This window comes from Modestobacter sp. VKM Ac-2985 (assembly GCF_026967925.1).
GTDB lineage: Bacteria > Actinomycetota > Actinomycetes > Mycobacteriales > Geodermatophilaceae > Modestobacter.
In genome coordinates, this window is record NZ_JAPVBI010000003.1 from 879,982 (window position 1) to 904,520 (window position 24,539).

24 protein-coding genes are annotated in these 24,539 nt (G+C 73.2%); 10 read left to right on the forward strand and 14 right to left on the reverse strand.

The genetic code is table 11. From position 1 onward, the window contains the following. Positions 1 to 13 precede the first annotated feature (13 nt). From O2V61_RS20180 to O2V61_RS20190, 3 genes are all read right to left on the reverse strand, one after another. A complete protein-coding gene (locus O2V61_RS20180; protein ID WP_269185051.1) occupies positions 14 to 793 on the reverse strand; it encodes a methyltransferase domain-containing protein in 780 nt (259 codons plus the stop codon). 45 nt (positions 794 to 838) lie between these two features. Next, entirely contained in the window at positions 839 to 1,402 is a 564-nt protein-coding gene (locus O2V61_RS20185) for an OsmC family protein (RefSeq protein ID WP_269185052.1), read from the reverse strand. 137 nt (positions 1,403 to 1,539) lie between these two features. Then, positions 1,540 to 4,119 carry an ATP-binding protein gene (locus O2V61_RS20190; protein ID WP_269185053.1) on the reverse strand — a complete coding sequence of 860 codons (2,580 nt, stop codon included), beginning with the start codon at positions 4,117 to 4,119 and terminating at the stop codon, positions 1,540 to 1,542. A gap of 175 nt (positions 4,120 to 4,294) precedes the next feature. On the opposite strand from O2V61_RS20190, the gene O2V61_RS20195 reads away from it, so the two are divergent. The 3 genes from O2V61_RS20195 to O2V61_RS20205 all read left to right on the forward strand — a co-directional run bounded on the left by O2V61_RS20195 (position 4,295) and on the right by O2V61_RS20205 (position 5,931). Continuing rightward, positions 4,295 to 4,552 (forward strand): hypothetical protein, encoded by a 258-nt coding sequence (locus O2V61_RS20195; RefSeq protein ID WP_269185054.1) that lies wholly within the window; start codon positions 4,295 to 4,297, stop codon positions 4,550 to 4,552. Positions 4,553 to 4,808: 256 nt separating this feature from the next. Next, entirely contained in the window at positions 4,809 to 5,531 is a 723-nt protein-coding gene (locus O2V61_RS20200; protein WP_269185055.1) for a hypothetical protein, read from the forward strand. 25 nt (positions 5,532 to 5,556) lie between these two features. Then, positions 5,557 to 5,931 (forward strand): hypothetical protein, encoded by a 375-nt coding sequence (locus O2V61_RS20205; protein WP_269185056.1) that lies wholly within the window; start codon positions 5,557 to 5,559, stop codon positions 5,929 to 5,931. 145 nt (positions 5,932 to 6,076) lie between these two features. On the opposite strand, the gene O2V61_RS20210 is transcribed toward O2V61_RS20205, so the two are convergent. Further along, positions 6,077 to 6,682, reverse strand: a complete 606-nt coding sequence (locus O2V61_RS20210; protein ID WP_269185057.1) for a class I SAM-dependent methyltransferase — start codon at positions 6,680 to 6,682, stop codon at positions 6,077 to 6,079. Positions 6,683 to 6,744: 62 nt separating this feature from the next. Between O2V61_RS20210 and O2V61_RS20215 the strand changes: the two genes are divergently transcribed. After that, a complete protein-coding gene (locus O2V61_RS20215; protein ID WP_269185058.1) occupies positions 6,745 to 7,392 on the forward strand; it encodes a TetR/AcrR family transcriptional regulator in 648 nt (215 codons plus the stop codon). A 30-nt stretch (positions 7,393 to 7,422) separates the two neighbouring features. Here the strand turns inward: O2V61_RS20215 and O2V61_RS20220 are convergent, their stop codons facing one another. After that, positions 7,423 to 8,292, reverse strand: coding sequence for a DUF368 domain-containing protein (locus O2V61_RS20220; protein WP_269185059.1), 870 nt, complete (start codon positions 8,290 to 8,292; stop codon positions 7,423 to 7,425). A 121-nt stretch (positions 8,293 to 8,413) separates the two neighbouring features. Further along, the gene (locus O2V61_RS20225; protein WP_036337003.1) at positions 8,414 to 8,569 is read right to left on the reverse strand and encodes a hypothetical protein; all 156 of its coding nucleotides are present in this window, start codon (positions 8,567 to 8,569) and stop codon (positions 8,414 to 8,416) included. Positions 8,570 to 8,744: 175 nt separating this feature from the next. Here O2V61_RS20225 and O2V61_RS20230 point away from each other — a divergent pair, with 175 nt between their 5' ends. Together O2V61_RS20230 and katG are read left to right on the forward strand one after the other, a co-directional pair. Next, a complete protein-coding gene (locus O2V61_RS20230; protein ID WP_269185060.1) occupies positions 8,745 to 9,221 on the forward strand; it encodes a Fur family transcriptional regulator in 477 nt (158 codons plus the stop codon). Further along, complete coding sequence (katG, locus tag O2V61_RS20235; protein ID WP_269185061.1) at positions 9,218 to 11,479, forward strand: catalase/peroxidase HPI; 2,262 nt, start codon at positions 9,218 to 9,220, stop codon at positions 11,477 to 11,479. The genes O2V61_RS20230 and katG overlap by 4 nt, the downstream gene beginning before the upstream one ends. Before the next feature lie 85 nt (positions 11,480 to 11,564). On the opposite strand, the gene O2V61_RS20240 is transcribed toward katG, so the two are convergent. The 3 genes from O2V61_RS20240 to O2V61_RS20250 form a co-directional block, all read right to left on the reverse strand. Further along, positions 11,565 to 12,464: a F510_1955 family glycosylhydrolase gene (locus tag O2V61_RS20240; RefSeq protein ID WP_269185062.1), complete on the reverse strand. Its 900-nt coding sequence runs from the start codon at positions 12,462 to 12,464 to the stop codon at positions 11,565 to 11,567. Between the two features lie 38 nt (positions 12,465 to 12,502). Then, entirely contained in the window at positions 12,503 to 13,144 is a 642-nt protein-coding gene (locus tag O2V61_RS20245) for a DUF305 domain-containing protein (protein WP_269185063.1), read from the reverse strand. Between the two features lie 87 nt (positions 13,145 to 13,231). Then, positions 13,232 to 13,672 carry a hypothetical protein gene (locus tag O2V61_RS20250; protein WP_269185064.1) on the reverse strand — a complete coding sequence of 147 codons (441 nt, stop codon included), beginning with the start codon at positions 13,670 to 13,672 and terminating at the stop codon, positions 13,232 to 13,234. 195 nt (positions 13,673 to 13,867) lie between these two features. On the opposite strand from O2V61_RS20250, the gene O2V61_RS20255 reads away from it, so the two are divergent. Then, positions 13,868 to 14,464: a DUF305 domain-containing protein gene (locus O2V61_RS20255; protein WP_269185065.1), complete on the forward strand. Its 597-nt coding sequence runs from the start codon at positions 13,868 to 13,870 to the stop codon at positions 14,462 to 14,464. Positions 14,465 to 14,506: 42 nt separating this feature from the next. Here the strand turns inward: O2V61_RS20255 and O2V61_RS20260 are convergent, their stop codons facing one another. The 3 genes from O2V61_RS20260 to O2V61_RS20270 form a co-directional block, all read right to left on the reverse strand. Next, complete coding sequence (locus O2V61_RS20260) at positions 14,507 to 15,259, reverse strand: hypothetical protein (RefSeq protein WP_269185066.1); 753 nt, start codon at positions 15,257 to 15,259, stop codon at positions 14,507 to 14,509. 181 nt (positions 15,260 to 15,440) lie between these two features. After that, positions 15,441 to 16,526, reverse strand: coding sequence for a polysaccharide deacetylase family protein (locus O2V61_RS20265; RefSeq protein ID WP_269185067.1), 1,086 nt, complete (start codon positions 16,524 to 16,526; stop codon positions 15,441 to 15,443). A 210-nt stretch (positions 16,527 to 16,736) separates the two neighbouring features. Then, complete coding sequence (locus O2V61_RS20270; RefSeq protein WP_269185068.1) at positions 16,737 to 17,690, reverse strand: DUF808 domain-containing protein; 954 nt, start codon at positions 17,688 to 17,690, stop codon at positions 16,737 to 16,739. 190 nt (positions 17,691 to 17,880) lie between these two features. Here O2V61_RS20270 and dtd point away from each other — a divergent pair, with 190 nt between their 5' ends. Together dtd and sigB are read left to right on the forward strand one after the other, a co-directional pair. Then, positions 17,881 to 18,312 (forward strand): D-aminoacyl-tRNA deacylase, encoded by a 432-nt coding sequence (dtd, locus tag O2V61_RS20275; protein ID WP_269185069.1) that lies wholly within the window; start codon positions 17,881 to 17,883, stop codon positions 18,310 to 18,312. Between the two features lie 248 nt (positions 18,313 to 18,560). Next, entirely contained in the window at positions 18,561 to 19,544 is a 984-nt protein-coding gene (gene sigB / locus O2V61_RS20280; RefSeq protein ID WP_269185070.1) for an RNA polymerase sigma factor SigB, read from the forward strand. A 57-nt stretch (positions 19,545 to 19,601) separates the two neighbouring features. Here the strand turns inward: sigB and O2V61_RS20285 are convergent, their stop codons facing one another. Both O2V61_RS20285 and O2V61_RS20290 read right to left on the reverse strand, forming a co-directional pair. Beyond that, the gene (locus O2V61_RS20285) at positions 19,602 to 22,289 is read right to left on the reverse strand and encodes a bifunctional acetate--CoA ligase family protein/GNAT family N-acetyltransferase (protein ID WP_269185071.1); all 2,688 of its coding nucleotides are present in this window, start codon (positions 22,287 to 22,289) and stop codon (positions 19,602 to 19,604) included. Beyond that, the gene (locus O2V61_RS20290; protein ID WP_269185072.1) at positions 22,282 to 23,466 is read right to left on the reverse strand and encodes an acetoin utilization protein AcuC; all 1,185 of its coding nucleotides are present in this window, start codon (positions 23,464 to 23,466) and stop codon (positions 22,282 to 22,284) included. Before O2V61_RS20290 ends, O2V61_RS20285 begins: the two co-directional genes overlap by 8 nt. A 193-nt stretch (positions 23,467 to 23,659) precedes the next feature. Here O2V61_RS20290 and O2V61_RS20295 point away from each other — a divergent pair, with 193 nt between their 5' ends. Continuing rightward, positions 23,660 to 24,385, forward strand: coding sequence for a metal-dependent transcriptional regulator (locus O2V61_RS20295; protein WP_269185073.1), 726 nt, complete (start codon positions 23,660 to 23,662; stop codon positions 24,383 to 24,385). The last annotated feature ends 154 nt before the right edge of the window (positions 24,386 to 24,539 follow it).

Sequence of the window (24,539 nt, forward strand, 5' to 3'; positions counted from 1 at the left end):
GTCGGAGCCCGGGTCAGCGCGTGGGCTTCCGCGCGAGGACGGAGACGCTGCGGACGCCGTAGGTGCCGCTGGCCGCGCGCGCCTGCTCGGACAGGAACTGGTAGTCGTTGGGCCGCACCTCCTCGACCTGCAGGCCGGCGCGCGCCATGGCGTCCCGGTAGTCCTGCTGCCTGGGCGCGCCGCCGATGCAGGAGGCCCACAGGTCGACGTCGGAGACGATCGCATCGGTGAGCGCGGTGTCGGTGACGATGTCGGCGATGGCCAGCCGGCCACCGGGCCGCAGCACCCGCACCACCTCGCGCAACACCCCGTCCTTGTCGGGGATCAGGTTGATCACCCCGTTGGAGATGACGACGTCGACGCTCGCGTCGTCGACCGGCAACTGCTCGATCCGCCCGGACCGGAACGTGACGTGCTCGAGGCCGTGCTGGGCGCGGAGCCGATCCGCCTTCTCCAGTTGCGCGTCGGTCATGTCGATCCCGACAACACGTCCGGTCGGGCCGACCCACAGCGCGGCGAAGAAGGCGTCCATCCCCGATCCCGACCCGAGGTCCAGGACCGTGTCGCCCTCGCGCGGGTCGGCCAGGTCGAAGAACCAGCCCACGCCCGCGAAGGACTCGATGGCCTCGGCCGGGATGCGGTCGAGCTCGGCCGGCGGGTAGCCCAGCCGCTCGGCCAACGCCCGGCCGGTCTCGAAGTGGAACTCCTGCTGCGGCATCCGGGCCACTGCCCGGTACATCTCCTGCACCTTGGCGGTGAGCACGTCGGTGTCGATGGCGGTGGTGTGTGTCATGACGATCTCCCTCTGGGCGGCCTCCCTCTGGGCGGCGCGGCCCTGTCAGACGACCTCGAGCGTGGTCTCGACCGGCACCGCGTTGGCCAGCGAGTCGCGCACGGGTGAGGTGTCCTGGACGTACCGGCACAGCTCCTCGAGCTGTTCGGGGGTGGCGTTCGGGCTGCTGACGCGGCCGTGGGCCCGGATCACCGTGAGGCCCGGCCGGGGACCGTCCAGGCCGAGGAACGGCCGCACGTCGACGTCCCCCTCCACCTCGTAGTCCATCCGGGTGATCTCGATGCCGCGGGCCGCGGCGTTGGCCACGAAGCCCACCGCGTAGCAGAACCCGAGCGCCTGGAGCAGCAGCTCGACGGCGTTCGGTCCCCGGTTGGCACCCAGCAGCACGGGCGGCTCGTCACCGTGCAGGGTGAAGGCGGCCGCACGGCTGCGGTCCTCGCTGCCGCCCTGGCGGAACGCCTGGATCTCTCCCGTGTTGTACGTCCCTTCCTGCCACCTGCTGCGGGCCCGGAACGTGAACGAACCCGAGCTCGGGTCCTCCTCGATGGCCGCGACGGTCTCGGTCAGCGCTTGGACGTCGATCCCGTTGGGGATCGTGGTGGTGGGCACGGTGTCCTCCCTGGGGCTTCGTCCGGCGGCCCGGGATGGACCGCCTGCCACCAACGTAGGAAGGACGCCGGACGGTCACATCGGTGTCTGCACGGGTATCGGGCAGCCCACGCACGGGCCTCGGCGGCCTCGGGTACCTAGACCAGATCGAGCTCGGCGCTGCGCGCGACCGCCTCCGCGCGGTTGGCCACCCCGAGCTTGGTGAAGATGCCGGCCACGTGGTGTTCGACGGTCCGCGGTGACAGGTGCAGCACGGCGGCGATGTCGGCGTTGCTCCGGCCCTCCCGCACCAGGGCCAGTACCTCGAGCTGGCGGTCGGTCAGGTGGGCGGGGTTGGTCCGGGTCGACGGGAGCGGCCCTCGCGGAACGGTCAGCCCGGCCTCCCGCATGCGGTGGCAGCCGCGTTCCTCCAGGGGGCGGGCTCCCAGCGTCCGGGCGATCTCGACGGACTCGGCCAGGGACTCCGCGGAGTCGGTCAACGAGAGCAGGAGGGCGCGGTCGTGCTGCCACCCCACGGCGCCGAACGCCTCGGCCGCCGCCTGCCAGTCCTGCTCCAGCATGGCGGCGTACGGCTCCGGAGCCGGCCCCTCGAAGTCGTGGGACGCGCCGCACACGGTGGCCCAGGCAGCCAGCCGGGCGCCCGCGGCACCGCAGCGCAACGGCTGCGGGCCGACTCTCCGGGAGATGTCCTCCAGCCGGGGCACCGGCAGCGGGTCGCCGCAGGTGAGAGCCCGCTCGACCTGCAGCTCGAGCACCGGGACGATCCGCTTGAGCTCTCCGGTGCGGTCGGCGTCGACGGCCACGGCGGCCAACCGTGCGTCGGCGTTCTCGTCCCCCCGCCGGACCGCCCGCTCGGCGAGGACGGTGCGGGCGACGAGGCCGGCGACCGTGCTCTCGGGAGCAGTCGTGCGGGTCACGATCTCCCGGGCCAGGACGGCGGCGTCCTCCGCGCCGCCCCGCCGCAGGACCAACCAGGCACGGACCGCCTCCAGGTAGCCGACCATCGTGTCGACCTCGTGCTCGCGGGCGTACGCCACGCCGTCCTCGAGATGGGCGAGCGCATCATCCGGTCGGACCCACAGCAGGCTGCAGAAGGCCAGAGCGGTGGAGGCCAGCAGGGCCTGCTGGTGCTGGCCTGTCGTGCGGGCGGCGTGCTGGGCGTCGTGGAGCAGGCCACTGTCGTCGGGGTCGAGCTGCATCCGCGTCGCCCCGACAGCGGCGAGCGCCCGGGCGCGGACGTCGCCGTCGTCGGCAGCCAGTTCCACCGCCCGCGCGCCCCAGCGGAGCGCGTCCTCCGTCCGGCTGGCCAGCATGGCCAGCTCCGCGCAGCCGACGTACCCGCGGGCTACCTCGGCGGAGCGCCCACTGCGGATCAGCGCCCGCAGCGCGGTGCACGCGTCGCGCCACGCCGACTCCCCGTCCCCGGCGAACCAGTGCAGCTGGGACCGCAGCCGTGTGCAGCGCACCGTCGCCTCGGCGTCGCCCAGCGCTCCGGCCAGGCCGATCGCCGCGTCGGCCGCCCCGATGGCCTCGGCACTGTGTCCGACCAGGTGCGCGGTCTCCGCCAGCTCCTCCCAGAGGCGGACCCGCTCCGGAGGAGCGAACCGGTCGCTGTGGCCCGCCGCGCGGCGGAAGTGGGCCAGGGCCTCCCGATGGGACTCCAGTGCCCGGGCCTGTCGAGCTGCCGGCAGGGCCTGCTCGGCGACCACGTCCGGCACCCCGGCGGCCTCGGCATGGTGCACCAGCTCGGCCGGCTCGGCCCCGACGTCCTGCAGTGCCCGCAGGAGCGTCCGGTGCAGCTGCCGGCGGCGACCAGGCGGCACGCTGGACCGGACGGCGGCCCTGGTCAGCTCGTGCCGGAAGCGGACGTGCTCGGGGTCGCTGGTCAGCAGCTGTCGGCGCTCGGCCGGCTCCGCCGCGAGAGCCCAGTCGGGCTCGAGGACGTCGAGCAGTCGGGTGGGCATCCGGGACGGCACCATCGACACCAGCTCCAGCAGCTGGCGGGGGCGGTCGGGCAGTCGCGCGACGCGGCTCAGGACCGCATTGGCCAGCGAGGGAGGGGGTGGCCCGCCGCCTGATGCCAGGAGCTCGGCGACGAAGAAGGGGTTGCCCTTGCTGAGCGCGTAGATGCGGTCGGTGTCCGCACCCGCGAGGGCGGCCACCGCCGGACGGGACAGCGGCGTGAGGGCGATGGTGACCGTGGACGCCCGCTGCAGCGCGTCGATCGCCGACCACAGCGGATGACCGGGGTCCACCTCGCCCAGGCGGAGGGTCAGCACCAGCAGGACCGGCACGTCGGCGAGCCGCCGCCCCAGCACGGTGAGGGCGTCGATGGTCGCCTGGTCGGCCCAGTGGACGTCTTCGACGACGAGCACGGTGGGCGCCCGCCCCCGACAGAGCTCGTCGAGCAGCATCCGGTGGACCGAGGCCACGCCCGTCGTGGGCTCGCGGCGCAGCAACTCGTCCAGGGCACGGGAGAGCTGGTCGGACAGGTCGCGGAAGGGCCCCAGCGGCCGAGGCGTGGCCAGGTCGTCGCACAGCCCCACGAGCATCCTGGCGTCGGTCCGGTGACGGTCGGCGAAGTACGTCACCAGCGCCGTCTTCCCGATGCCGGCCTCGCCGGTCACCAGGACGACCGACCCGCGTCCCTCCGCCGCGGTGTGCAGTGCGGCCTCGAGCGCGTCCAGTGCTGCGCTGCGTTCCACGAGGTCGGGCATCTGCACACCACCGGTCCCTGCCGCCCGGAACCGATCCGGGCCTTGCAGTCACCGTCGCGCGGTCCTGTGCTGGGTCCGCTGATTCCACGGTAGGTCGACCGGTCGGTGTCCGGCACCCCTCCGTCGGATCGGTCATCTGATCGTCAACAACGCATCGGACGGTGGATCGGGCGGGATGGCGCCGAAGTCCTGGGCGATCGCCCACCCCGAGACCGCCGCCAAGCTGGTGTCGCCCCCGGGGCGGGGCTACATCGCGATCGTCCGCCCCGTTCTCCTGGGCATCAACGCCCTGGCCAACGAGCTCGTCGCGGCCAGCGGCGTGACGGCGGTCGACGTCGGAGCCACGATCGGTGACGTGCAGGACGCCTCGCTGCGCAGCGGCCACCTCCGCATGCCGTCGTCACCACCGACGGGCACGTGGTCGGCGTCCTGAGCGTCTCCGACATCCTGCGCCGCATCCTGCCCAGCGCAGGCCGGACACGGGCGCGGAGCTGAACCGAGCAGGTTCCCGGCGGGCAGCGGCACGACGGGATCGGGAGGTCCATGCATCGCGGTGCGGGTCGGCGGGCACGTACCGGACGTGTCAGTCGCGACGTCCGTCTCCTGTCCGCCAGGCGGCGGCCTCGCGGCACCGAGTCGGGCCCGGGCGAGGACCGCGCGGGCCCGCCACGAGGACGACAGGAGCCGACATGCGAGCCCCAGCTCTGGCGACCGCCGCGGTGATCGGCCTGACGGCGTGCGGCCGAGGACCGGACGGTGGCCAGTCCGCCGCTGACGAGGAGGGCACCGAGCAGCAGCCCGCTGCCACGAGCACGGCGGACCCGTTCGCGTCACCGCGGACCGGCGAAGACCGCGAGCCGGCCGGGCCGGCGCCGGAGCAGCCCGAGTGGTCCGGGCCTCCGGAGGACGAGATCGGCTCCGTGGCGGACATCGACCCCGTCGTGTTCGAGGGGGACGACGCCGTCGTCGCCGTGACCGCGATGACGGTCTACAGCACCGGCACGGAGATCGACGTCGTGGTCCGCACCCGCCCGGGTGCAGAGGAGGGGCTGTCCGGCGAGGACCCCATGGGTGGGATGGGACAGCCGCCCTCGGACGAGACGGGCGGAGAGCCGCCGGACGACCTGCTGCGCATCGGCGTCGTCCAGCCCGACGGCGGGTCCGCCAGCACGCTGGACGACTGGGCAGGTGCCGACGAGGAACCCACCGGCCCGTTGCTCACCCGGACGATGAGCCAGGGCAGCGACACCTCGTTCGAGTACGAGATGTGGCTGTGGCCGCTCCCCGACGCCGGCGGCGAGTCGCTGGAGGTCGCCGTCCAGTGGCCGGAGCGGGGCATCGACGAGCGCGAGGCGATCGACCCGGAACGCCTCGAGAGCGCTGCCCACGACGTCGTGCAGCTGTGGCGGTAGGGGTCGGTCGAGGAGGCGATCCGGCATGTCTGCGGAGCTGCAGCCGGTTCGAGCGGTCGTGGCCACGGTCCTGGGCGGCCTGGTCGGTGGTCTGGGCCTGGCCGCCCTGGTCGGCCACGGGGCCCAGGCGCTGGCGGAGCCGGGGGCGGGAGGGGGCCTGGAAGCCCTGCTCTACGCCTTCGTCGGGTTCGTGGTCGGTGCGACGCTGGGCGCGGCCGGAGCCCTGGCCTGGGCCTTCCGCGGGGAGCGGACCCGCGGACGTGGCGTGACGGTCCTGACCGTCCTCGCGGGCGGTCTGTTCTGGGCCGTCGCCTGGTGGCTGGAACCGGTGCTGATCTGGGCCGGCATCGTCGTGCTGCCGGCGGCCGCGCTGGTGGGGCGCGCGATCGCCACCCGCTAGCTCTCGGTCGCGAGGAGACCTGCCGAGCTGGGGACGACGTGGAGAGCCGTTCCCGCCCGTCGCGACCACCCGCAGCCTCAGCTGCCCGGCGCTCCTCGCTGCCGTCGACGACTCCGAGCGCCGGCAGCGCGGCCGGCGCGACTCGTCAGGCTCGCCGCAGGCGGTACCAGCGCGGCGCGGTGCGCTTGAGCGGGCCGGGCATCCCGGTCACGTCGGCGGGCTCCTCGTCCGTGAGGGTCCAGCCGGGGAAGGCCGTCTCGACGTCGCCCCGCCCGGCGCCGCGTGGCAGGAGCGGACGCCGTCCGGGCCGGAAGGCCAGCAGCAGCAGCGTCGCGTCGCGGGAGGCGGCGGCGGTCACCCCCTCCCCCATCGCCGTCCGCTGGCCGTCCGTCAAGCCGTGGAAGCACCCGACGTCGAGGAAGAAGGCGACCTCGCCCACCTCGTCCAGGCGGAGGTCGGTGACGTCGCCCTCGAGGAACCTGACGTCCAGGCCGATCTCCGCAGCCGTGGCCCGGGCATGCCGGACCGCGGCACCCACCGCATCGATCCCGGTCACGCGCCACCCCCGCCGGGCGAGCTGGAGAGAGTGGGCCCCGGTCCCGCAGCCGAGGTCCAGCGCCGGCCCGTACGGCGGGGTCCGCTCCGCCTCCTCGCGGTGCACCAGCGCGGCGAACTGAGCTGCGGCGCCCCGTCCCGCGCGTTCCCAGGGGGTGATGCCGAGGCGGTAGGCGAGGGCGTATCCGGTGCTCATGCGGCACCTCTCATCAGTTCGGTCCTAGTTGGACTAGGACGAATACGGGTAGCGTGCTCGCCATGCCGCAGCCTGTCAACCGGCGCTCCTACAGCTCTCCGTTGCGGGCCGAGCGGGCGAGGGGGACCCGTCGCCGGGTGATCGCGGCGGGCATCGAGCTCTTCCTCGCCCGGGGCTACGCCGGGACGACCCTGGCCGCGGTGGCCGCCGGGGCCCAGGTCTCGGTCGACACGGTCTTCCACCTGTTCGGGAGCAAGCGCGGGCTGCTGCAGGCGGCGATGGACACCGTGATCGGGGGTGATGACGCCGACGTCCCGCTGCTGGAGCGACCCGATCCCCAGACGATGCGGGCGGAGACCGATCCACGCCGGCAGATCGCACTGTTCGCCCACGGCATCCTCAGCCAGCTCGAACGGATCGCCCCGGTCGACGCCATGCTGCGCAGCGCTGCGGCCGTCGACGCCGACGTCGCCGCACTGCGGGAGGACCTGCACCATCGCCAGCGGCGCCAGGCCATGACGACCGTCGCGGGCTGGATCGCGTCGAACAGCCCCCTGCGGGACGCGATGCCGGTCGAGGAGGCAGCCGCCATCCTGTGGACGCTCACCAGCCCCGAGCTGCACCACATGTTCCGGGTCGACTGCGGCTGGCCTCCGGACCGGTACGAACGCTGGCTGCGCACCACGCTGGAAGACGGCCTGCTGCCCTGACGGGCCGAGAGCCGACCCAGACCCGGGCAATCAGCGATCGGTGTGGCTGGGGGCCGCTCGGAGTGCAGCCGCGGCGCGGCGCTCGACGCGCGCCTGGACCAGCAGCGCCCCGGTGACCGCCATCCCGGCTCCGACGGCGAGGGCCAGCATCGGCAGCACGCCGTCATCGGGGGCCAGCAGGCTGCGGTCCTCCTCCTGCCACGGCCACAACGCGCGGAGCGACCCCGCCATGAGCCCGGTCATCAGCGCCAGGGTCAGGGCGTGGTGCCGACGCAGCGCGACCTGCAGCGCCTTGACGAACAGTCCCAGTCCCAACGCCGCCCCGAGGGCGAAGGCACCCAGGTAGCCGACGTCGCGGTCGTTGACCGCCGCCAGGGTCGGTTGGTACAACCCGACGGTCAGCAGGAGGAAGGAGCCGGACACCCCGGGCAGCACCAGCGCGCAGATGGCCACCGCGGCAGCGGGGACGACCAGCGTGAGCGGCGGATCGACGTCGCCTCCGGGTGGCAGCCCGGTCAGCAGGAACGCCACGACGGCGCCCAGCACAGCGATGGCGACGTCCCGCCCGGCCCAGCGGCCCACCATCCGCGCGGGGACGACGATCGAGAACAGCACCAGCCCGAAGAAGACCGCCCGCGCCCCGACCGGGTGGTCCTCGACCAGCGGCTCGAGGAGCCGGGCCGCGACCAGGACGGCGACGACCATGCCGACCAGCACCGGGACGATCGTGCTCCAGTGCGCCCGGTTCAGCTCCGTGCGGGCCGCCGCCCACCGCCCGGTGAGCGCCAGTCGCAACGCCGTCACGACGTGCCCGGCACCGTCTATGAGCCGTCCGTACACCCCGACGACGAGCGCGACCGTGCCCCCGCTGACCCCCGGGACGACTTCGGCGGCGCCCATCGCCATCCCTCGGAGGACGTGGCCGGGACCGTGTGCGAGCCCCGCTCCCGGGGCCGGTGGACGGGAACTGCCGTGCTCCGCTGGGTGCATCGCCGGAAAGCTACCGCCTGCACTGATCCGGTCAGACCTTGGTGTTGCGCTTCACCCAGCCGAAGGCAGCGGTCGCGACGAAGAGCACGGCGCCGATCACGAGCAGCCAGAACAAGCCCTCCACGACCGCACCGATGACCACGAACGCCAGCCACAGGACCAGCAGCAGTGCGATGAACCCGAGCATGAGGATCCCCTCTCCGTTGTCCCCGAGGATCTGCCCGCCCCCCTCCCCTCGGACACCCGTTGGGCGCGATCGTCACCTGATCGCCACGATGGCGACGGGGCGTGACGGGGCGTGACGGGGCGTGACGGGCCGGTCGTTTCTTGACTGCTTCAAGGAAACGGGCCACGATGACCCCGTGACCGACCCTGCGGAGCTGGAGCGCGACCTGCGGTCCGCGGGCCTGCGCGTCACCCGCCCCCGCCTGGCAGTGCTCGACGCCGTCCACGCCCACCCGCACCTCGACACCGAGGCCCTCATCGGCGCGGCACGCACCCGCCTGGACGCGGTCTCCCACCAGGCGGTCTACGACGTGCTGCGGGTGCTCACCGACACCGGTCTCGTGCGGCGCATCCAGCCGCAGGGATCGGTCGCCCGCTACGAGGCGCGTGTCGGCGACAACCACCACCACCTGGTCTGCCGATCCTGCGGCGCCATCAGCGACGTCGACTGCGCCACCGGTGCAGCGCCGTGCCTGACGCCGTCCGGCGACGCCCCGCCCGACTTCGTCGTCGACGAGGCCGAGGTCATCTACTGGGGCCGGTGCCGCTCCTGCGCCACCGCACCGGCCGCCCCGTCCACCACCGACCGTCCCGCAGAGAGAGGCAACCCGTGACCGAACACGACAAGTCCCAGGTCAGCACGGCCGACTACGACAAGACCGAGGTCGCCAAGACGCAGTCGGAGAGCACCAGCGAGAGCGAGAACCCGGCGATCAAGGCGCCGGAGCCGGTCACCAACGGGCGCCCCCGCACCGCCCGCGACTGGTGGCCCAACCAGGTCGACGTCCAGGTGCTGAACAAGACCTCCAAGGACTCCGACCCGCTCGGCGTGGACTTCGACTACAAGGCCGCCGTGGCCACGCTGGACGTCGAGGCGGTCAAGCGCGACGTCGTCGAGGTCATGCGCACCTCGCAGGACTGGTGGCCGGCGGACTGGGGCCACTACGGCCCGCTGTTCATCCGGATGTCCTGGCACGCCGCGGGCACCTACCGCATCGCCGACGGCCGCGGTGGCGGTGGCGAGGGCGGGCAGCGCTTCGCCCCGCTGAACAGCTGGCCGGACAACGCGAACCTGGACAAGGCCCGCCGGCTGCTGCTGCCGGTCAAGCAGAAGTACGGCCGCAAGCTCTCCTGGGCCGACCTGCTGGTGCTCGCCGGCAACGTCGCACACGACGACATGGGCCTGAAGACCTTCGGCTTCGCCTTCGGCCGCGCCGACAACTGGCAGCCCGGTGAGGTCTTCTGGGGCCCGGAGGACACCTGGCTCGGCGACGAGCGCTACGCCGACGACGCCCCGCTGGACCTGGACGACGGCCACCTCGCCGCCGTCACCATGGGCCTGATCTACGTCAACCCGGAGGGTCCGCAGGGCAAGCCGGACCCGCTGGCGTCCGCGCACGACATCCGCGTCACCTTCAGCCGGATGGGCATGAACGACGAGGAGACCGTCGCGCTGATCGCCGGCGGCCACACCTTCGGCAAGACGCACGGCGCGGGCAACCCCGAGCTGGTCGGCCCGGAGCCCGAGGGCTGCCCGGTGCACGGCAACGGCATCGGCTGGGTCAGCCAGTACGGCACCGGCAAGGGCGCCGACACCATCACCAGCGGCCTCGAGGGCGCGTGGACCCCGACGCCGACGACGTGGGACAACACCTACTTCGAGATGCTGTTCAGCTACGACTGGGAGCTCACCGAGAGCCCGGCCGGCGCCAAGCAGTGGAAGCCGAAGAACCCCGAGGCGCAGGAGCTCGTCCCCGACGCGCACATCGAGGGCAAGAAGAACGCCCCGATGATGGCGACCACCGACCTCGCCCTGATGGCCGACCCTGGCTTCAAGGAGATCTCCGAGCGGTTCTACAACGACCCGGAGTACTTCGCCGACTCCTACGCCCGGGCCTGGTTCAAGCTGCTGCACCGCGACATGGGCCCGAAGAGCCGCTACGTCGGCCCGGACGTGCCGGCCGAGGAGCTCATCTGGCAGGACCCGGTCCCGGCCGTCGACCACGAGCTGGTGGGCGAGGCGGAGATCGCCGACCTCAAGGCCCGCCTGCTCGCCTCGGGGCTGACGGTGTCGCAGCTGGTGCACACCTCCTGGTCGGCGGCGGCGTCCTACCGCGGCACCGACAAGCGCGGTGGCGCCAACGGCGCTCGGCTCCGGCTGGAGCCGCAGCGCAACTGGGCAGCCAACCAGGGCGTCACCGACGCGCTGCCGGTGCTGGAGCAGGTGAAGAGCGACTTCGAGTCCCAGACCGGCAAGCGGGTGTCGCTGGCCGACCTGATCGTGCTCGGTGGCACCGCGGCGGTGGAGAAGGCCGCGGCCGACGCCGGCGTGCAGCTCACCGTGCCGTTCTCCCCCGGCCGCACCGACGCCAGCCAGGAGCAGACCGACGTCGAGAACTTCCGCTGGCTCGAGCCGCGCGCCGACGGCTTCCGCAACTACCTCCAGCCGGGCAGCAAGCTCGAGCCGGAGACGCTGCTGATCGACCGCGCCTACATGCTCGAGCTGACCGCGCGGGAGATGGTCGTGCTCCTCGGCGGCCTGCGGGTGCTCGGGGCCAACACCGGCGGCGTGCAGCACGGCGTGTTCACCGACCGGCCCGGCGTCCTGTCGCAGGACTTCTTCCGCAACCTGCTGGACCTGGGCGTCCAGTGGCGCACCTCGGTGCAGGACGAGGACGTCTACGAGGGCCTGGACGCCGACGGCAACGTCGTCCGCACGGCGACCGCGGTGGACCTGGTGCTCAACTCCAACTCCATCCTGCGCGGCATCGTCGAGGTCTACTCCGGCGACGACATGCACGAGAGGTTCGCTCAGGACTTCGCCGCCGCCTGGGTCAAGGTGATGGAGCTCGACCGCTACGACCTGCGGTAACCCACCCCCACCCGGACGCCCCGGCCCGCCTCGTGCGGGCCGGGGCGTCCGTGCGTTCACGGGCAGCTGCCCGCGGGGCCGCTCCTCACCACTCCAGGACGACGTCGAAGGTCTGCCCCCCGTCGTCGGACTCGACGAGGGCCTCGGCGGTGGCGACGACGAGCCGGGTCACGCCGTCCCCGATGCCCGCCAGCGCCAGCGCCTGCGGAGCGGACCCCAGCCGAGCTCCCTGACGCCAGGTGACACCGCCGTCGGTGCTGGTCCAGACGACGCCGGAGGGGGCCACCCCGGCGACCTCCCCGTCCGTCTCGGCCCAGTCCACCACCTGGAGGAGCGGGGCACCCTCCACCAGGGTCCAGGTCCCGCCGCCGTCAGTGGAACGGAGGAGCCCCTCGGCCGTCGTGGCCAGCACCCGTTCCCCGGTCGGGGACGCGGTGAGCGTGTGGGGCTCGGCCGGGATGGCGACCTCCTCCCAGGTCGTGCCGTCGCTGCTGCGCACGAGCGTGCCGTCGTACCCCAGGACGCCGGCGGCGCTGGCGGTCAGGGCGTGGAAGTCCGACCGGCCCTGCCGGGACACCGGGCTCCAGGTCCGGCCGGCGTCGGTCGACTCGATCAGCCCCATGGGCTCGGGCAGGTCGGCGTGCAGACCGGGATGGCCGGAGGCGAGGAGGCGATCGGGCCCGGCGATCGTGAACCCCATCAGGTCCATGACCGGGCTGACCAGCGCGGCCGCTCCCCCGTCGGTCACCTCGAACAGGCCCTCGTGCGTGGCGAGGAACAGGGCGTCGCCGGCCGGGTCGATCCCCACTCCGTGCACGTGGCTGATCGCCGCGGAGGACGTGGCGGGGGTCGGCGGAGCAGCGACCGACTGCGGTGCGCCCGACGTACAGCCGGCCAGCAGGGCCGCGACGGGCAGCAGGCCGACGGCCGCGCTCCGCCGTCGACGGAGGCCCGGGACCGGACGCGGCTGGGCGGGTGGTGTCACGGAGGTGCTCCTTCGTCGTGGGACACGGTGGGATCGGATCAGCCCAGCTCGGTGAGCAGCTGCTCCATCTCCTCGATCTCCCGTTCCTGCGTCTGACTGATGGCGCGGGCGAGGTCGATGACCTCCGGGTCGCGGCCGTTCTCGACCTCCGCCTGCGCCATCTCGACGGCGCCCTCGTGGTGCTCGACCATGGCCTCGAGCCACCTGCGGTCGAAGTCCGGACCGGCGGCGGGCATCTGCTCCATCCCCATGCCGCCGCCCATGGACCCGGACCCGTGGTCCATGCCGCCCATGCCGCCCATGCCGCCCATGTGGCCGGACTCCGGGAGGGGTACGCCCCATTCCTCGAGCCAGCCGGTCATGAGGTCGATCTCCGGGCCCTGCCCTGCCTCGATGCGCTCGGCCAGGGCGACGACCCGGGAGTCGGCGGCGCGGTCGATCGCGACCTCGGACATCATCAGCGCGCCCTCGTGGTGCGGGATCATCTCCCGGACGAAGGCGACGTCGGCGTCGTTGTACGCCCCGTCTGCGTCGAGAGGGCTCTCTGCCGTCGAGCTGCCGTCGACGCCGGCCGGGTCGGTGGCGGCCGGGTCGGTGGCGGCCGAGCAGCCGGCGAGGACGACGGCGGCGGCCGCCAGCCCACCGGCGAGGCGGGCGAGTCGAGCGTTGGTGCGGGTCATGCTGGGTCTCCTGTCCTGCGGGGATGTGGGCATGCGTGCGAGACCCCGGCGCAGCGTGGGCTGTCGGGGTGGGCGCAGCAGTTCGGCCTAGATCCGCAGGAGGCAGAGTGCGGCGAGGTCGGGCGGTCGAGGCTGCCGCGACCACCCGGTGGTGCAGTGCGGCGAGGTGGGCCTGCCGCCGGCGAGCCGGACCGCCAGGCCGCGGAGCCGGCTCGACGCGCCCATGACCGTGAGCCCCGCCAGGAGGGCGGCGAGACAGAAGGCCAGGACGTGCCCGTCGTGCCAGGGGGCGAGCGACCCGGGGTCCCCCGCTCCACCAGTCCCCGGCAGGGCCGCGTGCTGGTGGCCGCGCATCGCAGCGGCGACGACGATCGGGCCCGCGGCCGCTGCTGCCGGGACGTCGACGGAGGCAGTCGGAGCGACCGTGACGGACTCGTGCCCCAGGGTCGGGTCGGGCATCGTGCACTGGACCCCGTGCACGCCGAAGACCGCTGCGAGCAGCAGCAGCGCCGTCCAGACCCGTGGCACCCGGACCACCTCCCCACCTGACGGTACGACGGCAGGCCGGACGTGCTGATCAGGCCTCCGGATGGTCACACGGGGCGGGTCGCCGTCTCCCGGGAGCGTCGCCGGCGGCTCGTTTGGCCGGACGTACGTACGGGCACGCGGGCAACGAGCACGCGCACGGACCCCTTCCATCGACGACAGGGCGGAGACCCGGACATGGCGACACAGAAGGACGTCGAGGGCACCGAGCAGGAGAAGAGCGGCGGCATGTCGCACCAGACGAAGATGTACCTGCGCTTCGCCGCCATGATCACCACGTCCATGGTCGTCATGTACTGGACCATGTTTGCCGGCACGTGGGAGTGGAGCCACGTCCGGTGGAGCGAGAGCCGCCTGTTCATGGCGCTCACCATGGGCGGCACCATGGGGTTGATCATGCTCGCGTGGATGCTCAACATGTACAAGAACATGAAGGGCAACATCGCCATCGTGGCGGTCAGCCTGCTGCTGCTGGGCGGCGGGATCGCGCTGGACCGCAGCCAGACCACCGTGCAGGACTCCGCCTGGATGAGCGCGATGATCCCGCACCACTCGCTGGCGATCACCCGCTCCGAGCGCGCCGAGATCACCGACGTCCGGGTCTGCCAGCTCGCCGTGGAGATCATCCAGGCCCAGGAGCGGGAGATCAGCGAGATGGAGTGGCTGATCGAGGACATCGAGGAGAACGGCGAGGCCGAGACGCTCGAGGAGGCGCTGGCCCGGCCCGTCCCCGAGTTCGACGCGTCCGCTCTCCGCGACTGCCCGGAAGCCTGATCCCCTCCGCGAACTGACCAGGCCGCGTGGCCGGAACCTGCCTCAGATCGCGACCAGCAGCGCGCTGAAGACGACGCAAGCGCCCCCGAGCAGAGGGAAGTGCGCCCGTCCCGCCCCGGGCAGCTGCTGCGTGAGACTGGTCAGGACGATCGATCCGGCCAGCAGCGCGGAGAACACGCGCACGGCCTCGTCGCCCAGATCGACGGTGGCGCCGAGCCCCCACCCCACCAGGACGGCCGCGGCCAGGACCCACCGCCCCAGCCGGTCGTAGGCCCGCGGGTCCTGGTCGCGCAGCGCGATCTCCCCGGTGAGGTACCGGGCGGACAGGGCGACCGTGTAGAGGGCCAGCTCGGCCGGCCCGGGACGCACCTGGTGCACCAGCAGGTAGCCGACGAAGAGGTTGAACACCAGGTACAGCGCGCCGCTCGCCCAGAACGGCCATGGGGTCGGCACACCGCCCCGCTGCTGCTCCTCCCGGGCGTCCCGGTCCTGTGCCCAGTCGAGCACGGCGTAGTACAGCAGCAGACCGACCAGGGCGATGAGGAACGGGCGATCGACCAGCAGCCCGAGGGACCCCCGGGACGCACCGGAAGCGGGCTGCGCCAGGTCGGGGAGCAACCGGACGAAGACGTAGGCGATCGCCAGTCCATCGGCGATCGACTGGAATCGGGCCGAACGGGGCGACACGCGCCGGCACAGCCTGGGCACGAGGACCTGCACGAGCACCAACGCGCCGGCGGCCGCGAGGGCGGCGAGCGGCACGCCGCTCCCGGTCACCTGGGCAGCGGTCAGCATCGGGTGCGGCTCGGTCCCGCATCGGGACGGACCGCGCCCGGCACGGACGCCGCCGGGACAGTTCCCGCCGGGGCGGCACGTGCGTCCGGCATCCGGGCAGTGTCCCGCACGGCGACGAGCGCCTCGCACGCCGATCGGCGTGCGAGGCGGCGACCGGCCGCAGCCGGCTCCGGGGGCCGGCTCAGCCGGCGGGGATGGTCAGCTGCTGGCCGACCTGGAGCAGGTTCGGGTCCGGGCCGATGGTGGCGCGGTTGGCCTGGTAGATCTCCTGCCACGTCGCGCTGTAGCCGGACGCGATCGAGCCCAGGGTGTCCCCCGGCTGCACGACGTAGGTCGTCGTCCCGCCGGCGGGCGGCGTCGGCGTACCACCGCCACCACCACCGCCGCCGGCACCGGGGATGGTGAGCCGCTGGCCGACCTGCAGCATGTTCGGGTCCGGGCCGATGGTGGCGCGGTTGGCCTGGTAGATCTCCTGCCACGTCGCGCTGTACCCCGCCGCGATCGAGCCCAGGGTGTCCCCCGGCTGCACCACGTACGTGCCCCCCTGTCCCGACCCGGAGGAGAACGCGCGGCCCGCCGGGTCGGTGAAGGTGTAGCCGCGGGAGGCGTAGTAGGAGATGACGTCGTCCAGCGCGGCCACGGTGTTCTGCCGGTAGCCGCCCCCGTCGTGCATGAGCACGATCGGGTGCGCACTGCGCGGCGACGTGGCGCGCTCGATGATCTGCTGCTGGAACGACGGGCTCCAGCTCGCCGGGGTGGACCAGTCGCGGGTGTCCAGCGACCAGTCCACGACGGTCATCCCCCGGTCCCAGGCCAGGCCGGCGATCGCCGGATCGTCGTGGTCGCCGAACGGTCCGCGGAAGAAGCACGGTTCCGTCCCGGCGGCGTTCACGATCGTCTGGGTGGTCCGCTCGATCTCGGCGATCCGGGCCGCCGGGGCGATCTGGCTGAGGTAGGGGTGCGACCAGGTGTGGTTCCCGATCGCGTGACCCTCGGCGACGATCCGCCGCACCAGGTCCGGGTGCGCGGCGGCCTGGTCTCCGCGCACGAAGAAGGTGGCCTGGACGCCGCTGGACCGCAGCACGTCCAGCACGTCGGGCGTGTTCTCCGGCCACGGACCGTCGTCGAACGTCAGCGCGACGGTGCGGGCGGCAGTGGCCGGTGTGGTGTCCAGGACGGTACGGATCGGAGCCGGGCACTCGGCCGCCTGCGCGGCGTGCCCGCTGAGCGCCTGCCCGGTGCAGATCAGCGCCGCTGCCGCGACCACCCCTGCCAGCCGGGCTCCCCATCGCCGTCCGTCAGTCCTCGTCGCTCCCATGGCGTCCACGTCGGTGCCCCCTCGTGATCGTCGTCGTCCCAGGCTGGCAGGGGCGTTCCCGAGGTCAAGGGCAGCGGATCGGGATCGGGCGCATCGTCACGAGACCGTCATCGCCGCCTGTGCCGGGCGCCGTCGGCCACCGGCACAGGCAGGCCCGCGCTAGTGCGCACCGCTCTCGCTGGCGGGTTGCTCGCGGCGGTGCAGCGTGAGGGCCAGGACGGCCACCACCAGGGCGCCGACGACGAGCCCGAGGAGGGCGCTGCCGAGGGTGTTGACCAGCCACCCCACGACCGACCCGAGGGCCCCGGTCGCCTCCGCAGCCGCCTCCTCCAGGTGGTGCACGGCCTCGTAGAGGAACGTCAGGCCCAGCTCGTCGGTGCCGACGAGCAGGATGTGCCCGCCGACCCACAGCATCGCGGCGGTCCCGACCACGGTGAGCGCGCTGAGCAGCTTCGGCATCCCCTTGACCAGCGCGCGGCCGAACCGGGCCACGCCCGTGCTGGAGCGCTGAGCCAGGTGCAGCCCCACGTCGTCCATCTTCACGATCAGGCCGACGACGCCGTACACCAGCACGGTGATCCCCAGCGCGACGACCGCCAGGATGACCGCCCGGGACCAGAAGCCCTGGTCGACCACCTCGTTCAGCGAGATGACCATGATCTCGGCGGACAGGATGAAGTCGGTGCGGACGGCCCCGGACACGATGGTCTTCTCGTCCGGCAGCGCGTCCTCCACCGTGGCGTGGCTCTCCTCGTGCGGCCTCAGCCGGTGCCAGATCTTCTCCGCCCCCTCGTAGCAGAGGTAGGCCCCTCCGATCATCAGGATCGGGGTCAGGAGGAAGGGCAGGAACTCACTCAGCAGCAGCACCGCGGGCAGGATGATCAGCAGCTTGTTGCGCAGCGACCCGAAGGCGATCTTCCGGATGATCGGCAGCTCGCGGTCGGCGTTCAGCCCGTGCACGTACTGCGGCGTGACCGCGGTGTCGTCGACGACGACGCCGGCGGCCTTCATGCTGGCGCGCCCGGCTGCCGCCCCGATGTCGTCGATCGAGGCGGCCGCGGCGCGCGCCAGCACGGCCACGTCGTCGAGGAGAGCTACGAGTCCACCCGCCACGGGAGGTCCTTCCGGTCGGTCAGCACACGTGTGCCGTCTGGGTCGTCATGGTGGCTGGTCCGGTCGCACCGTGCACGGGTGCCGGTGCTCCGGGCCGCAAGGAGTGTGGGGCACGCGCCCCCGGCAGCCCAGCCGACGCTCGGCACACCCCGGACCCGGCGGGGGCGGGCCGTCGGTCAGGATCGTGCCCGTGCGTGCAGTGGTGACCAGGGTCAGCGAGGCGTCGGTGACGGTGGACGGCGAGGTCGTCGGTGCCATCGGCGCAGGCCTGCTGGCCCTCGTCGGGGTCGGCCGGGACGACGACGCAGACCGGGCACGTGCGCTGGCCAGGAAGCTGTACGAGCTCCGGGTGTTCCCCACCGACGACGGCGCCCGCTCGGTCGGCGACCTGGGCCTGCCGGTGCTCGTGGTGAGTCAGTTCACCCTCTACGCCGACACCCGCAAGGGCCGCCGTCCGTCGTGGGCGGACGCCGCCCCGGGCGAGCTGGCCGAGCCGCTGGTGGAGGCGGTGGTGGCCGACCTGCGCCGGCGCGGCACGGAGGTCGCCACCGGGCGCTTCGGGGCGCGGATGGCGGTCGCCTCGGTGAACGAGGGCCCGATGACCTTGCAGCTGGACGTCTAGGCCCCCAGCTCGTCGGGTACCACATCGTCGTCACCCGCTCGCGGAGCGCCGCACCTGGACGTTGCCTGTGAGTTGGTCCGCCTCGGAACACCGACCCACCCGGGTCCGTTGCACACGATGTACCACACGGACAGAACGGCTGGAGAGCCACCCGGTGACCCCGGGCCGACGCTCCGACCTCGACCGGGGTGCACCGCACATCGACGACGCGGCGCATCCGGACCCCGAAGCAAGGACGAAGACTCATCGTGACCGTGCTGCAGTCCTCCCCCACCGACACCCTCGAGGTGCGCTCCCCGCGCCGTGCCCCGGACACCAGCGGCCTGGTGTCGACGGACCTGGTGCGCGTCTACCTCAACACCATCGGCAAGACCGCGCTGCTGACCGCCGAGCAGGAGGTCGAGCTGGCCAAGCGGATCGAGGCCGGCCTCTACGCCGACCGCCTGCTGACCGAGCGCCAGCTGACGCCCGCGCTCAAGCGGGACTACAAGCTGCTGGCCGCGGACGGCAAGGCGGCCAAGGCCCACCTGCTCGAGGCCAACCTGCGCCTGGTCGTCTCGGTGGCCAAGCGCTACACCGGCCACGGCATGACGTTCCTGGACCTGATCCAGGAGGGCAACGTCGGGCTGATCCGGGCCGTCGAGAAGTTCGACTACACCAAGGGCTTCAAGTTCTCGACCTACGCCACGTGGTGGATCCGCCAGGCCATCACCCGGGCCATGGCCGACTCCGGCCGGACGATCCGGCTGCCCGTCCACCTGGCCGAGCAGGTCAACAAGGTCGTGCGCACCCGCCGCCGCATCCACCAGGAGCTGGAGCGGGAGCCCACCGCCGAGGAGCTCGGCCTCGAGCTCGACCTGACGCCCGAGCGGATCACCGAGTTGCTGGAGTACTCCCGCGACCTGGTCTCCCTCGACCAGACCGTCGGCGCCGACGAGGAGTCCCGGCTCGGTGACTTCATCGAGGACGCCGACGCCGCGGTCGCCGAGGACGCGGTCGCCTTCCAGATGATGAAGGGCGACGTGCGCAACGTCCTGCAGACCCTGGAGGACCGTGAGCGGGACGTCGTCATCATGCGGTTCGGCCTGGACGGCGAGCAGCCGCGGACCCTGGAGCAGATCGGCAAGCGCTTCGGGCTCTCCCGCGAGCGGGTGCGCCAGATCGAGCGCGAGACGATGACCAAGCTGCGCGCCCCCCAGCGCGCCGACGCCCTCCGGGACTACCTGGGCTGACGTCCCGACCGAACGGCTGAGAGCCCGCCACCCCCTCGGGGTGGCGGGCTCTCGTCCTCACACGCCGGGCCGGAACATGCGGCGCGGGCCGGCGTCGATGCGTGCCGTCGGCTGGCCGATCCGGATCGTGGCACCGGCGACCACCAACGACCGGCCGCCGTGCCAGGCGTCCGCGGGGCCGACGATCACCGGCTCCAGGGTCAGGGACAGCACCTCGGGCAGGTCGTCGCCGAGCCGGGCGACCCGCAACAGCAGGTCCTCCAGCGCGGCGGTGTCGACCGGGGTGCTCCCCCGGTAGCCGTTCAGCAGCGGCCAGGCCCGGGGTCCACGGACCAGCTCGGCGGCGTCCAGGTCGGTCAGCGGCAGCGTGCGGTAGGCCCGGTCGCCGAGCAGGTCGGTGGCGACGCCGCCCACCCCGAAGCTCACCAGTGCGCCGAAGGACGGGTCGTCGACGATGTCCACCACGGTGGCCACCCCCGGCGCCGCCTGCTCCTGGACGATCACCGGGTCGCCGGCCGGGATGGCGGCGAACGCGCTGCGCACGTCGTCGGCGTCGGCCAGGTCGAACCGCATGCCGCCGAGGTCCCGGCGGTCCCGCAGCCACGGCGCCGTCGACTTCAGCACGACGGGGTAGCCGATCTCCTCGGCAGCGGCGACGGCCGCCTCGGCGTCCTCGACCCGGCGGGTGCCGAGCATCGGCACCCCGTAGGCGCCCAGCAGCGCCATCGTCTCCTCGTCGGAGAGGGCGCGGCCCTCCGGCGTCGCGGCGAGCGTGGCGTCCACCACCTCCCGGGCGGCCGCCTCGTCGATCCCACCGAGCTCCGGCACGACGCCGAGGGGGCGCCGCCGCCAGCGGGCGTACTCGCTGATCTTCGCCAGCGCCATGACGGCGCGTTCCGGGGTGGAGAACGACGGCACCGAACCGCGGCCCGGCATGCCGTGCTCGTCCCGGACGACCAGCTCGGCGGGGATGCCCTCGGTGGACAGGAAGTTCGCCACCAGCGGCTTCTCCGCCGTGCGGGAGACCTCGCGGAGCACCCGGCCGAAGGGCTGCTCCCCCTGCAGCAGCGGTGGCAGGAAGACCGCGACCACCGAGTCCACGCCCTCGTCGTCCAGCGCGGCCTGCAGCGCAGTCCGGAAGTCCTCCGGCGCGGCCTGGGTGCCGATGTCCACCGGCCGCTCGTGGGCCAGCTCCAGCCCCTGCTCCAGGACGGCGTCGGCGACGAGCACCCCCATCGCGGTGGAGTTGCCGACGATGGCGACCCGGTCACCGGCCGGCAGCGGCTGGTGCGCCAACAGGGTGCCGACGTCGAAGAGCTGGGCGAGCGTCTCGACGCGGATGACGCCGGCGGAGGCGAACAGCGCGGCCACCGACTGCTCCGGGACGGCGACGCTGGTGCCGGCCAGCCCGGCGGTCATGCTCACGTGCCGGCCGCTCTTGACCGCCACCACGGGCTTGGTCCGGCCGACCCCACGCGCGAGCCGGGCGAACTTGCGGGGGTTCCCGAAGCTCTCCAGGTGCAGCAGCACGACCTCGGTGCCGGGGTCGCTGGCCCAGTACTGGAGCATGTCGTTGCCGCTGACGTCGGCCCGGTTCCCCGCGGACACGAAGCTGGACAGCCCGATCCCCCGGGCCCGGGCGCGTTCCAGCAGCGCGACGCCGAGTGCACCGGACTGCGCGAAGAAGCCCACCCGTCCCCGGCCGGGGACGTCGGGGGCCAGGCTGGCGTTGAGCCGCACGGCCGGGTCGGTGTTCACGATGCCCAGGCAGTTGGGGCCGACCACCCGCATCCCGGATGCCCGGGCCGAGGCGACCAGGGCCCGTTCGGCGGCCCGCCCCTCGGGACCGGTCTCCCCGAAGCCACCGGAGATGACCACCAGCCCACGCACGTTCTTGCGCCGGCAGGCCTCCACCACCGCGGCCACCTCGTCGGCCGGCACGGCCAGGACGGCGAGGTCGACGTCGTCGGGGATGGCCTCGATCGAGGCGTGCGCCGGCACGCCGCGGACGTGCCGCACCGCCGGGTTGACCGGGTAGATCGGCCCGTCGAACCCGTACTCGAGCAGGTTGTGCAGCACCGCGTGCCCGACCTTGGCCGGGTCGTTGCTGGCGCCCACGACGGCCACCGAGCCCGGGTTGAGCAGCCGGCCGATGGACCGGGACTCGCTGCGCTGCTCACGTTCGTGCGCCACGGCGAGGGACTGCTCGGTGGGCGCGATCGGGAAGGTCAGGTGCACCACGCCGTCCTCGTAGGACCGCTTGGCGGAGTACCCGGCGTCGAGGAAGACCCGCACCATCTGGCTGTTCTGGCTGAGCACCTCGGCGACGAACCGCTTGATCCCCCGCTCCCGGGCGGCCGCGGCCAGGTGCTCCAGCAGCACCGACCCCAGCCCGCGCCGCTGGTGGGCGTCCTCGATCAGGAAGGCGACCTCGGCGTCGTCGGTGCCCGGGTAGCGGTCGTACCGACCGACGCCGATCAGCCGGTCGCCCAGCAGCACGACGAACGCCACCCGGGCGTCGTGGTCGACGTGGGTGAAGCGGTGCAGGTCCTTGTCCGACAGCCGTCGCATCGGCCCGAAGAACCGGTAGTAGCGGGTCTGGTCGGAGCTGCGGTCCATCAGCCCGACGATCCCGTCGGCGTCGGAGGGGGTGATCGGGCGCAGGTGCACGGTGCCGCCGTCGGCGGCCACCACGTCTGCCTCCCAGTGCGGTGGCGGTGGCGGCACGGTCAGTTCCTCAGTCACGGGGGTCGTCCGGGTCGAGTCCGAAGTAGGGGAAGGAGGCGGTGCGGGTGCGCAGGACGGCGCGATCGACCCGGTTCTCGGTGAACGGGTCCCAGCGGTGGAAGCCGACGTAGCCGCCCTCGGTCATCGAGCCCGGGGGCGGCGTGCGCAGGCCCCGTCGCCGGACGTCGTCCTGCCAGCTCTGCGGGATCTCGGTGTCCGGCGCCAGCCGGTCGCCGCCGGCCTCGGCGAGGAGGTGGGTCCAGGCCCGCGGCACGCAGCGCACCAGGCCGTAGCCCCCGCCGCCCAGGGCGATCCAGCGGCCGTCGCACACCTCGTGCGCCAGGTCGTGCACGGCGCGGTAGGAGGCCCGCTGCCCGTCGACGGTCAGCCCGAGATCGGCCAGCGGGTCCTCGTGGTGGGCGTCGCAGCCGCACTGGGTGATCAGGATCTGCGGCTGGAACGCCCGCACCACGCTGGGCACGACTGCGGTGAATGCCCGCAGCCACCCCGAGTCGTCGGTGCCGTTGGGCAGCGCCAGGTTCACCGCACTGCCCAGCGCCTTCTTCGGGTCGCCGGTCTCCTCCGGGAAGCCGGTGCCCGGGAAGATGGTGAGCGGGGTCTGGTGGATGCTGACGGTGAGCACCCGGGGGTCGTCGTAGAAGGCGGCCTGGACGCCGTCGCCGTGGTGCACGTCCAGGTCGACGTAGGCGATCCGCTCCCAGCCCTGCCCCAGCAGCCAGGCGATCGCCACCGCGGCGTCGTTGAAGACGCAGAAGCCCGAGGCCTGACCGCGCATCGCGTGGTGGAGCCCCCCGGCGATGTTGACCGCGTGCTGGGCCCGGCCGCTGGAGACCAGCTCGGCGGCGAGCACGGTGCCGCCGGTGATCAGGGCAGCCGCCTCGTACATGCCGGGGAACACCGGGTTGTCCGGGGTGCCCAGGCCGTGGCCGGCGCCGTAGGGGTCGTCCGGGGCCCGGCGGACGGCCTCGAGGTAGGCCGGGTCGTGCACGAGCGTGAGCAGCTCCGCACCGGCCGGCTCCGGCTGGACCACCTCGATCCGCGGGGAGGTGAGGACGCCGAGGGAGTCGGCCAGCCGCATGGTGAGGTCCAGCCGCACCGGGTGCATGGGGTGGTCGCCGCCCATGGTGTAGCCGAGCAGGGCGTCGTCCCAGACCACGGTCACGGCGTCGCTCACGGACGCGCCTCCGGGTGCGCCCGGCCGGGGCGCGGCGCGGCGGTGCTCCTCGTCGAGCGGGCGAGCTCCATCACCGGCCCGACGCTACCGCTGCGGCCCGGGCAGCGCGCCCGCCGGACCCGTCCCGGCGCAGATCCACCCGTCGAGTGGCTCCCGCCTCGTAAGATCGGTCGAACCTGACGGAGGAGTGGACGTGAACGACCTCATCGACACCACGGAGATGTACCTCCGGACCATCTTCGAGCTGGAGGAAGAGGGGATCGTCCCGCTGCGGGCCCGGATCGCCGAGCGCCTGCACCAGAGCGGACCGACCGTGAGCCAGACGGTGGCCCGGATGGAGCGGGACGGGCTCCTCTCGGTCCAGGGCGACCGGCACCTCCAGCTCTCCGACGAAGGCCGTGAGCTCGCCACGGCCGTGATGCGCAAGCACCGGCTGGCCGAGTGCCTGCTCGTGGACGTGATCGGCCTGGACTACGCCGACGTCCACGAGGAGGCCTGCCGCTGGGAGCACGTGATGAGCGAGGCGGTGGAGCGCAAGCTGCTCAGCCTGCTCGGCAACCCCACGGTCTCGCCGTTCGGCAACCCGATCCCCGGCCTGGACGCACTGGGTGGCGACACCTCGGCGGTCCTGGACGCGCTGACCCTGCTCTCGAGCAGTGCGACCCCCGAGGGCCGGCAGGTCGTCGTGCGGCGGATCAGCGAGCAGCTGCAGGAGGACGCACCGCTGCTGCGCTCGCTGGCGGACCTGGGCGTGCGGCCAGGCTCCACGGTCACCGCCACGCTGGCCAACGGCACCGTGCTGGTCGACGGGGTCGCCCTGCAGCCCGGTGTCGCCCAGCACGTGTTCGTCAGCGCGGTGGAGGAGGAGCTGTCCCCGGCCGAGGCAGCCGAGGTCACCGAGGCCACCGCCGGCGTCTGACCTCACTGCCCCACCGCGCGCTCGTGAGCCGCGGCCCCGTCCCGGGGTCGCGGCTCTCGTCGTCCCGGGCTCGGCACGGGGTCCTTCGCCGGGCTCAGGACCTCGCGCGGGCAGCTCACTAGGCTGCGGTGCGCCCCGTCCGGACGCGCAGAGA